Raw genomic sequence first — 9,755 nt, forward strand, 5'->3', positions numbered from 1 at the left:
GGTGTTCATGGCACGCTTACGTTCTTCTAGTGCTACTCGCTGTTTTTCAGCAAATCGGAGCCTGAAGTCTGGTTTTAAAATCTGGCTTGAGTGCTTAATCTCAATAAGAGTAGATTGGTCGTTATGATTATCGGCTAAAAAATCTGGCGTATAACGACACTTGCGACCATTAAAGTAGTAATAAAAACCGTGTGGTTGAGATATGTACCCTTTAACATCAGGGTTATATTCGAGATGGAAACAAAAATCGAACTCTAAAACAGAGAGAGTGCGAACAACAGCATCATTTTTCAAGCTCATGAACTTGCAGATGTTGTGAACGTGAGAGGATTTTTTGGTTTGGTCAAACATAGTGCGCATCACTTTTGTTGTAAACCTACAACAAAAAATAGACTATGCTGACTTATAGTGCAAATTTGCTAACTTCTTTGCAATTTATGCTAAGTTAGAAATTTATAGTAGAAGTAGTACTAAACATTATACTATTTTGTTTTAAATGCATATTTAGTAGTATTTATTTAGTCGTTATTATCCAAGTTATACTAACGTGTTGGTCAATACATATTCACCAACTTAGCGACTTACTAGAATCCAGCTTAACCCCCTTTGACCCATACTTTCCTCTAACACCGTAAGGTCCTAAGTTGATTTTATGCAAATATTCATGCTCATCCCATCACACTCAGAAAATGAGTGCGGCGTTACAGGATGAAATTCCAGTGATGAACAATGTCAATCCATCACTGGAAATAAGTCTTTAATAGCTCCATGATTATATTCGAAGAACGACTAAGTAATTACTTCTAACCAAAACTAGCTCACCATCAAACCATGCTGAGGCAAAAGCTCACGCAGAACATACCAGCGATGATAAGAAGCCGCTTGGTAGTAACCATAGATGGGGTGTGACATCGCATCATGGCTGCAACCTGTACTTAATGCTTCAAAGCCCTCATTCCAGTCTTGATATAGTGGGATAGCTTCTGCAATGTTAAACAATTCACCGTGCATCGCTTCGGTTTGCCATTTCAGAATTCGCTCTTCACCCCTTGCTTGATACTCAATGATCTCACGTACTTTTGGCTCGAGCTGCTGCCACGTCTGCTGCTGCTCTAAATCTGAAAGTTGAGGGGATGCATTTGCCAGTTCAGAAAACATTTGATGAGTCTTCTGGCAATAAAGCATGAAGGTTTCCACGTTGTCGCGCCAACCTGACTGAACACCATCCTCATACGTGAAATGCCACTTTAAGTAAGGTCGGTCAGGGAAAGTAACGACACCACCATGACCTAACGCACCCGACAGATCTTGCGCTAACTGCGATTTAATATTCCGTACAAAAGGGTTAAAACGAGCAAAAAAATTATCTTTTTTACCGACGATGTACTTATGCATATCATCGTTAAGATCTTTGAAATCAAACGACTCACTATTGACTCGATTCTTGCGCGAACTGACCCCTGAGAAGCCATAGTGGGCAAAGGTATCTGCGTAAACGTGCGCCATAATACCTATCAAGGGAAGAAAATAGGGCTTGTTTACTTGTGCTAGATGGTTGGCACACATTTCACGAGCTATTTCGCTATCTTGACGACAGATTAACTTCTCCGTAAACGACTCACCTTTGTTACCTGGCAAGAAGTGAAAAGGAACCCAAACCAAACGTTGCTCATTCGGGTTGATGTTACTAATGTCCGCCACATGATGGGCTGTCGGTTCAACGCGACAAGCCGATGCATCATCAAACTCTATATCGTTCTCTTGTGCATTATCATCAACAAACTGCGCAGAATTGGCGATCACTTTCGCCGCTTCAAGCCTAAGACCAGCCGCACGAGCCAGACAATACGTTCCGTAGTAGTGCATATCGATTTGCATAATCTGATCCTATTTAACTGCGTTTAAAATACGTTGGGTTAATTGCCATGCCTCATCACCTAATTCTCGAATGTTTGACTCTAATTTGGCGGTATTTGCATTAGCAGTAGTTGCCGAATGTATTACGTCAATCAGGCTAGAATAAAGATGATGTTCACAGATACCGGGCGACAGGGTACTATCGGAAAAGTCCGTATTTTTAAGCAAATCAGCTTCCCTATCAGCCAAGCTTGCATTCGCTTTGTTAACCGACTTTTTAATTAAAGTGCGCATACTCATTGCAGTTTCTCCAATTGTTTTTGAGTTTTACTATCGAGTTTACGAACCTCATCTAAGCCGGTAACAGCCTGTTCTGATAACTCGCTAAGTTGTTGATTGATATTGTCACGAAGGCCATCCCACCCAGCACGTTCAAGTAGCTTATTTTGAACATCTTGCACTTCTCGAATGCTATTGAGATGGGCGGTAATCGTTTGGTTCCCTTGAATCAGTAAATTGAAACTAAGGTGTATATCAGCAATTAACTTCTGCTCCGCCTCTTCTAATGGCTGAATGAGCTCTCGTTTCTTTGCTTCAATTTCTTCTGATGCGGCTAATGCCCACTCGGTGATGCTGCTCAGTTGAGAGAGTCGATCAGGCTGAGTGACGGTTTTAAACCCTCCCATCGACTCATCGTAGACAACCGTACCTTGCGCCATTTCGATTAATTGACCGGTTTGAATCCAATCTTCGAGCATGACTGGGACCCACTCTCGGTACAGATAGTCTTCTCTTTGCTTTTTCAGCATCGAGACGTGCTGTCTTACCAAAGTGACATAAGCTTCTTCAACCTGGCTCATGTCTTTTTCCATTTGATAAGACAGTTCGACAACTTCTTTAGGCACCGTCGCTGCGCAAGCGGATAGCAGTGTACACATCGTTAAAGTGATCAGTTTTTTCACACTAGGACTCCTCTATTTGATCTCACCAAGCGAATGACATATTCATTCGCTTGTTTTCAATCTTTACCAGTCAAGCGGCGTTTCGGTCTAAATCATCTTTGATTAAATCTGGTAAATCTTGAACACGAAGTGCATGCAAACGAGGAGCTATCTTTTTCTGCTTATTGAGGAAATCAATCGCACAACTGCCTTTTAGCAACTCACCACCGCCACAGATCACGAGGTAGTCATCAAACTCAGTACGCGCGGCATCAAGCACGGTGTAGCCAAGTTTTTCCATCGCAGTGCCGGTTGATTGTTGGTACTTAGCGACAATTTGGATGGTACGAATAGGCGTGTACAAAATGTAGTGAGCGTAATTGTTCTTCTCACTAAAAATGCTTGGGTATTTGATATTAGATTGGTAGGTGAAATGAGCTCTGGTGTTACTTGCGATAAACCCCATTTCTTGTAACGTATCCGAGATCTCATTTAAAAGGTCTTTTCTACACATAATCATTCTTCCGTTTTGTGTTCACGATATTTGGATAGTGATGCGATTGAACTTTTCAATCGCATCCATTTTGTAATTACTCGATCATCGAGGTAGTGAGCGTGTGTGTGAGCACACGTCTTCCCAGACACCATTTCGGTAACGCTTGTATGCGCAAACTGGGACTACTTTAGGGCGAATACTCATTTGAGATTCCTCCAAAAACTAGTTAAAGAGGGAATTCAGTTATTGAGGTGAACACATTTGGAAGGTATGATTGCGTTACAAATCTGAGCAATCTTGCCTTTCTGTGGGCTTGAAACCTCTTAATGTTGGGCCTTTTATTCCTACGCCAAATAGGGATAAACTTCACCTCACTGCAAAAAAGCACTTTTAGTTATCACTGAAAGTGCTTTTTTTATTTCTTCTTACGAACCATTACGCCATTTATGGCTAGTTGCCCATTTTTTTTCATTTTCCTACTCCTATCATTTTCCTGTTAAGTTCTTGTGTTGCTACGCTAATTAGCATTGTTTCTATTTATACTATGCCACATCAATAGGTCACAGATCAATCAAAAGCCATCTTTTTTAATTTGTTATTATTAATTTTTTAATATTAAATAATTAACAACCGTTAAATTGGTCGCGATAAAAACAGCGATTTGTGCTAAAATAGTTATTAAATAAGTACGAAACCAAATCAAGAGATATAATAAAAATGTACAGTATCAATGAATTAAAAGAAAAAATCGGAAACCAGTCTAGAGCAGAACGGCTCGCGTTTATTGATTTTAAAGTTAGATTCAGTGGTAAAATACTAAGGTCTGAAATTGTCGAAGAGTTTGGCATTTCGGAACCATTAGCTACAAAAGATCTTTCAGAGTACAAACAGCTCACCAATGATAAAAATATCGTTCCAAAAACACACCAAATTCGATTAGACACATATCAACCCTTAGTTGAAATTGAAGCTCGCAAAGCTTTGGAAATGCACTTCGAAGGTTTCTGCCGCCATAAATTACAACAAAAAGAATCGGCTATTTACAAAAGAGCGTGCGATTTAACCACGGAACTTGATGCTGAATCTATCGCTGTAATCACGCGGGCAATTACGGATAATAAACGAGTTCGAGGTGACTATATTTCAGCAAATAGTGATTATCGTGACGAACGTATCCTAGAACCTTCTACTGTGTTTTTTGATGGACTTAATTGGGTGTTTCGGGCCAAAGATATTAAAGATAATCCAGCAGAGTCTATCTTTAAGAGTTTCCACTTTTCACGATTTGAACGTATAAAACCGACAGAGGATACATCCGAATCGACGGTTAATGATGATAACGAATGGAATACACTAATACCCATTCAACTAGGTCTACATCCAGATTTAGACGAAAAGGGTAAACAAGCGATTAGAATCGAGTTTGGTATGGGTGATACTGATACTCTTGTTGTTGTTGAAAAATCAGTTTTTGCTTGGTCATTATTAGAACGCTGGTCTGTCGACTCAGGAACTGTACCAAGTGAAATTCCTCCGGAAGCAAGCAGATTTAAGTTCTTTCTAAAAAATGCAGATATGTTGCAACATGTAAATAGCGTCAAACGCATGATGCATGAATACACAATAAAAACAGAGGGTTACATTAGAAAATAACACTAGCGCATGCAGATAGCCCACCGCAGAACTATTAACTAGTAAACGATTACGCTGGTTAAACATACTGCAAACACTGCGCTCACTTTCTCAAGGAACGGGCGCAGAATTGAGTAACCAGCGCAGTCAAAGTAAACTTAGCACGTGTAATGAATCAACGATTTGCATTTAAAAACCGCATGGCAATATTTTGTCCAAAATCTAGCTACAGCTGAAACCGGTTAACCGTTGTGCGATAGCTGCTCGCTTTAACTGGTTTCAATCCCTGTTTAACTCTTGATTGATTGAGCTTTTCTACTAGCTTTAAGAAATCGTTATGTGCTTGCGTGTAATTCACTCTGATTTGCCTCAATGAATACTCCCTTACTACGCGTCGCAAGAGCTTTTCGACCTCGTCATCAATATAATGGCTTCGATTGCCCTTGAGTGCATGAGCAGGTTTCAAAGCTTTCTTTTGCCAACCCGATCTAACGTACACACTGACCCACTCTGCTAATGTTCGCCAACTTGGTGGATTGGCATCCCCAATACTTTTAGAAAACGCAGCGAGCCACGGATCAAGTCGCTTTTGGGTATACGCCGGAACATCAGAGTCCAATACTCCCCTCACGTACGCATAGCGTCTTTCCATTGCTTGCTCGTATTCCAATTCTCGCTTTGCTTTTTGGGGCTTTTCCTTCTGGGGCTTAATCTTTTTGCCTACGGGATTAACAAAAACGGTTTCAGGTAGAGTGTCTTTAGATATGGTGATCAAAAGCCCTTTTTCTATATGCGATGCTAATTGGTCTTTTGCAAAGGAAAAGTACCCACCATGTTCGATATCTTTGATGGTGATTTCAGTTCGGCTCACATCACTCACCTGATAATGAGAGCACTTGCCACCTCGATAGCGCTTCACAAGAATAAGATTAGGGTCGCTAAAATTCATTATTCATTCCGTTATAAGGCTACAAAACAAAACAAAACAAAACAACCAGATGGTCATTTTCTCAAACGCTGTAACGTGGTTTCATAACTGCTTGGAGTAAGCATCGGTAGCCCTTCGTTGCATCGACGCTCATTCAGCCGTTCCATTCGCTCAATAAAATCTCGATGTGCTTTGCCTATATTAACTCTCACTGAAGACCTAGCATGCTCAACGATAACCTGGGATAGCAATTGATCTACTTCAGGGGGCAATCGGTTGGAGTGATTACCTTTATTATGATGACGAGGGAGCAGTGAGGCTTTTTTCCATCCCGATTCATTAAACGCTTTAAGCCATCGAAGGAGTGTTTTATATGATGGCGGGGATTCATCTTCGATTTCTGCAGCTACCTTGCTAATCCACGGTGTTAACCGATTTGCTGACAATGCAGGAAGATCAGAATCCTGTACTTTGCGAACATAGAAATATCTACGGTCGACTTCAGCTTCAATTTCCACTTTCTTGCCAACAGCTACAGGTTTTTTTTTCTTTTTAACGGCATTGATAAATAAAGCGTCAGGAACATTATTTTTGACCGTAGCCAAAAGAAGACCGCTGTTAATGTGACTTTCTAACTGCGCTCGTTTAAAGGAAAAGCATTCGCCATGCTCTATATCCTGTAACGACACCCATTCGGCATCAAATGAATTCACTTGAAAATAGGATTTCTTCCCGCCACGAAAACGCTTAGTCAGTACTAACTCGGGGTCTCGAAAGTTCATGGCGTTTCCTCTTTCCTAAACGAGCAGCTTCCAAAACATACGACGATAGGCTTTCATTTAAGGTATACCCTAATTCAACAAACTCATTGCTTCTCAATAATGTTCATTTAGAGTGGATAAACACTTTAAATGACACTATGTTCAATAAGTCTAGATGCTAAATGAGCAAATTCAATGAGCAAGGTCGGCTACGCACGAGTTTCCACTACAGAGCAATCATTAGATCTCCAGATTCAGAAACTCACGGAAGCAGGTTGTATCAAAATCTTCTCTGATACTTCAACGGGGTCAAACATCAAACGTCAAGGTTTGGTGGATCTAATGGAATACCTAAGAGCCGGAGACACTCTCGTCATTACAAGAATCGATCGCATCGCCAGGTCTGTTCTAGATTTGCAGCAGATGGTCAAAACCTTTAACGATCAGCAAATCCTACTGACCGCTTTAGAACAACCTATCTCAACAGATTCAGCATCCGGCAAAGCGTTTCTCGATATGTTGGCCGTCTTTGCCGAGTTTGAATTAAACATTCGCAGAGAACGTCAACTTGAAGGGATCGCGGCAGCAAAAGCCGCTGGAAAATACAAAGGTAGGAAACCAATCTCGAACGCAATAAAGCAACAAGTTATCAGTATGCATTCTGAGCATCAAAAAATTACACAAATCTCTAGTGTGCTAGGCATTTCGAGAAACAGCGTATACAAGATACTTAACGACAACCGCAATGGTTCTTGAATGGTATGAATACACTTTTACCCTAAGGCGCTGGCAGCAACTCAACAACATTACATTCTAAGGCTTGTGCCAAGCCATACACTTTTTCGAGTGTAATATTCACTTCACCACGTTCAATGCGGCCAACGTAACTTCTGTCTATGTCAGCAATTAGCGCGAGTTTATCTTGAGAGATGCCTTTTTCTTTGCGTACCTCACGTAATTTCGAGCCAAATTTAACCGCTAAGTCTTTCATTTTTAATCCAAGTTAAAATGAAAACTATCCTTACTTGCGGCATATAAATCCACGGACTATAATCCGCATTTAAAATCCCACTCGAAATTTCGGTAAACAAAATGTCCAGTAAGCCAATTCATCTAATTCCGTTTCTCTATCAAATTCTCATTGAGGATCAACTTGATGATTTCTCTGTATTAGAACTTAGGGATCGGTATCTGGCTCTCGCTGGTTCTACGTTAGATAAAGCAGCAGCGAGACGACTGGTGTACCGACATATCCTACGCCTAGAAAATAAACAGCTACTGTGTAAAGTAAGCGTTAAAGGCACCAAGAAAGTGACGTATCAAAAGACTGATCTGTTTTCAAAAGCAACCTGGGAATTAACGAAACACAACAGCACTACCAAAGTCAGCGAAAACAATGATAGTTCTTATGAAAGCAAATCAGATTCGCCTAAAACGGTACTTCAAGAAAGGTTAGAGCAATGTGAAAGTGACTTTTTAGCCTGCTTACAAGAGTTTCAAACGTATCAAGGCCTTAGCTCTGAGTTCCCTCATTTAAAAGAAGGCTTACATGATGTAAGGAGCAAGACCAAGATTCAAAGTTCAAAATTGGTTGGTCAGATAAGAGCAATCAAAATGGCATTAGCACTATCATGATAGCTTTGCGCCAGTGGCAATCAGAGTGCGTCGAACTGGCCCTGCATCACTATCAGAAAGGTCAGTCTCACTTCCTCTGTCTTGCAACGCCAGGGGCTGGAAAGTCAGTCATGGCGGCAGAAGTTGCCTCTCGGCTATTTGAACAAAAAGCTATCGACTTTGTCCTTTGTTTTTCACCATCAACAGCCATATCGCAGGGGTTAGCTTACACCTTTAAGAATCACCTGAACTGCCGTTTTGATGGCGTGATTGGAGCGTTAGGTGCCTCGTATACCTATCAAGGTTTGCAGTACTTTGATGACTACTTTTGGTCTTTGCTACAAACTCACCGAGTCCTGGTTGTCCTTGATGAAATTCATCATTGCGCGGGGCTCAACATGACAGAGGCAAACGCATGGGGTGAAAAAGTTATTCAACACATACAATCCCACGCTCGATACACACTTTCATTAACTGGTACGCCATGGCGTTCTGATAAAGCACCGGTAAGCCTATCAAGCTACAACATCAACACGGCTGAAATTGAATGTAACTACGTCTATGGGTTGAGCCAAGCGGTTAAAGATAAAGTATGTCGCTTACCCAGTATTGTCTTAGTCGACAACGAAATGATCACTGCAAAATCTAACGATTCAGAAACTCGCCACTTCTCATCCATCCGTGAATATCTGGATGAACCTTTTGGCTACTATCAAAGTATCATCACCGACGATACCTGCATAAGATACCTGATAAAATTAGGCTTAAAGAAGCTAGATGCGATTCAGGAAAAGAAACCAAACGCCGCAGGGTTAGTGGTAGCGGCATCTGTTGAGCACGCGATAAGAATACACTCAATGCTTTCCGAAGAGTTTAATAAAAAGGCGGTTCTTGTCACTTACAAGCATGACGCCCCTTCAGGGATCATCGATGACTTCAGAAGCAGCGATTCCGATTGGATAGTGAGTGTGGGAATGATTAGCGAAGGGACAGATATCCCTAGGCTTCAAGTGTGCTGCCACCTTAGCAAGGTTAAAACAGAGCTTTACTTCAGGCAAATCTTGGGGCGTATTCTCAGGATAAACAAAGGGATAAACCAAGAAGCGTGGTTATATACTTTTGCCGAACCCAACCTAGTGACTTATGCCAACCGAGTCGCAGAGGAGATCCCTTTGAACGATGTAGTATTTCAAGAACACATGCCCCATAACAACGCTGCATTTTCAGAAATTCATAACACGCGGATACCAAACTACTCAAGCATAAAAAGTTCAGGCACCCAGATTTCATGGGGCGAAACACAACTAACTAAAACTGAACAAAAAGCAGCCACCTTATCTAACCACAACTCTGAAGAACAGTGCCACTACTTCGACGTAGTGGGTGATTTTAGACAACAAATTGTTGATGTGTTCCGTTTTCAAAACCCATGAATCGCTTAGTAATTAAGATACGACAGAATCCCTTGGTGATCACACCACGTAGCGGCGTCGTTCAACTCATTTATGGACAAAAGCTTGCTAGAG

General features: G+C 41.2%; 12 protein-coding genes. 4 read left to right on the plus strand and 8 right to left on the minus strand.

What is annotated here, in order from left to right:
- The 5 genes from AB4209_RS22130 to AB4209_RS22150 all read right to left on the minus strand — a co-directional run.
- The coding region (locus AB4209_RS22130) for a Tn7 transposase TnsA N-terminal domain-containing protein (RefSeq protein ID WP_372057404.1) at positions 1–351 on the minus strand (351 nt) is incomplete at its 3' end.
- Positions 352–813: 462 nt separating this feature from the next.
- Positions 814–1,878, minus strand: a complete 1,065-nt coding sequence (locus tag AB4209_RS22135; RefSeq protein ID WP_102321424.1) for a DUF6765 family protein — start codon at positions 1,876–1,878, stop codon at positions 814–816.
- A 9-nt stretch (positions 1,879–1,887) separates the two neighbouring features.
- On the minus strand, positions 1,888–2,157 hold the full coding sequence (locus tag AB4209_RS22140) for a hypothetical protein (protein ID WP_102321423.1): 270 nt from the start codon (positions 2,155–2,157) through the stop codon (positions 1,888–1,890).
- Positions 2,154–2,819, minus strand: a complete 666-nt coding sequence (locus AB4209_RS22145; protein WP_240800817.1) for a hypothetical protein — start codon at positions 2,817–2,819, stop codon at positions 2,154–2,156. The genes AB4209_RS22140 and AB4209_RS22145 overlap by 4 nt, the downstream gene beginning before the upstream one ends.
- Positions 2,820–2,889: 70 nt before the next feature.
- The gene (locus AB4209_RS22150; protein WP_102321422.1) at positions 2,890–3,312 is read right to left on the minus strand and encodes a PD-(D/E)XK nuclease superfamily protein; all 423 of its coding nucleotides are present in this window, start codon (positions 3,310–3,312) and stop codon (positions 2,890–2,892) included.
- Positions 3,313–4,011: 699 nt separating this feature from the next.
- Here AB4209_RS22150 and AB4209_RS22155 point away from each other — a divergent pair.
- Positions 4,012–4,947 (plus strand): WYL domain-containing protein, encoded by a 936-nt coding sequence (locus tag AB4209_RS22155; RefSeq protein WP_102321421.1) that lies wholly within the window; start codon positions 4,012–4,014, stop codon positions 4,945–4,947.
- Between the two features lie 205 nt (positions 4,948–5,152).
- On the opposite strand, the gene AB4209_RS22160 is transcribed toward AB4209_RS22155, so the two are convergent.
- Together AB4209_RS22160 and AB4209_RS22165 are read right to left on the minus strand one after the other, a co-directional pair.
- Entirely contained in the window at positions 5,153–5,875 is a 723-nt protein-coding gene (locus AB4209_RS22160) for a hypothetical protein (protein ID WP_102321420.1), read from the minus strand.
- 53 nt (positions 5,876–5,928) lie between these two features.
- Positions 5,929–6,636: a helix-turn-helix domain-containing protein gene (locus AB4209_RS22165; protein WP_102321419.1), complete on the minus strand. Its 708-nt coding sequence runs from the start codon at positions 6,634–6,636 to the stop codon at positions 5,929–5,931.
- A gap of 174 nt (positions 6,637–6,810) precedes the next feature.
- On the opposite strand from AB4209_RS22165, the gene AB4209_RS22170 reads away from it, so the two are divergent.
- Positions 6,811–7,371 (plus strand): recombinase family protein, encoded by a 561-nt coding sequence (locus AB4209_RS22170; protein ID WP_102321418.1) that lies wholly within the window; start codon positions 6,811–6,813, stop codon positions 7,369–7,371.
- Between the two features lie 22 nt (positions 7,372–7,393).
- On the opposite strand, the gene AB4209_RS22175 is transcribed toward AB4209_RS22170, so the two are convergent.
- Positions 7,394–7,606: a helix-turn-helix domain-containing protein gene (locus AB4209_RS22175; protein ID WP_065676525.1), complete on the minus strand. Its 213-nt coding sequence runs from the start codon at positions 7,604–7,606 to the stop codon at positions 7,394–7,396.
- Positions 7,607–7,707: 101 nt separating this feature from the next.
- On the opposite strand from AB4209_RS22175, the gene AB4209_RS22180 reads away from it, so the two are divergent.
- Entirely contained in the window at positions 7,708–8,250 is a 543-nt protein-coding gene (locus AB4209_RS22180) for a hypothetical protein (RefSeq protein ID WP_102321417.1), read from the plus strand.
- The gene (locus tag AB4209_RS22185; RefSeq protein ID WP_170967985.1) at positions 8,247–9,662 is read left to right on the plus strand and encodes a DEAD/DEAH box helicase; all 1,416 of its coding nucleotides are present in this window, start codon (positions 8,247–8,249) and stop codon (positions 9,660–9,662) included. Before AB4209_RS22180 ends, AB4209_RS22185 begins: the two co-directional genes overlap by 4 nt.
- Positions 9,663–9,755 lie beyond the last annotated feature (93 nt).

This window comes from Vibrio sp. 10N.286.48.C11 (assembly GCF_041469805.1).
Lineage (GTDB): Bacteria > Pseudomonadota > Gammaproteobacteria > Enterobacterales > Vibrionaceae > Vibrio > Vibrio crassostreae_C.

What these genes read in the sequence shown, in the direction of transcription:
- AB4209_RS22135 (WP_102321424.1), bottom strand. Translation starts at nt 1,878, where the DNA reads ATGCAAATCGATATGCACTACTACGGAACGTATTGTCTGGCTCGTGCG.
- AB4209_RS22140 (WP_102321423.1), bottom strand. Translation starts at nt 2,157, where the DNA reads ATGAGTATGCGCACTTTAATTAAAAAGTCGGTTAACAAAGCGAATGCA.
- AB4209_RS22150 (WP_102321422.1), bottom strand. Translation starts at nt 3,312, where the DNA reads ATGTGTAGAAAAGACCTTTTAAATGAGATCTCGGATACGTTACAAGAA.
- AB4209_RS22155 (WP_102321421.1), top strand. Translation starts at nt 4,012, where the DNA reads ATGTACAGTATCAATGAATTAAAAGAAAAAATCGGAAACCAGTCTAGA.
- AB4209_RS22160 (WP_102321420.1), bottom strand. Translation starts at nt 5,875, where the DNA reads ATGAATTTTAGCGACCCTAATCTTATTCTTGTGAAGCGCTATCGAGGT.
- AB4209_RS22165 (WP_102321419.1), bottom strand. Translation starts at nt 6,636, where the DNA reads ATGAACTTTCGAGACCCCGAGTTAGTACTGACTAAGCGTTTTCGTGGC.
- AB4209_RS22170 (WP_102321418.1), top strand. Translation starts at nt 6,811, where the DNA reads ATGAGCAAGGTCGGCTACGCACGAGTTTCCACTACAGAGCAATCATTA.
- AB4209_RS22175 (WP_065676525.1), bottom strand. Translation starts at nt 7,606, where the DNA reads ATGAAAGACTTAGCGGTTAAATTTGGCTCGAAATTACGTGAGGTACGC.
- AB4209_RS22180 (WP_102321417.1), top strand. Translation starts at nt 7,708, where the DNA reads ATGTCCAGTAAGCCAATTCATCTAATTCCGTTTCTCTATCAAATTCTC.
- AB4209_RS22185 (WP_170967985.1), top strand. Translation starts at nt 8,247, where the DNA reads ATGATAGCTTTGCGCCAGTGGCAATCAGAGTGCGTCGAACTGGCCCTG.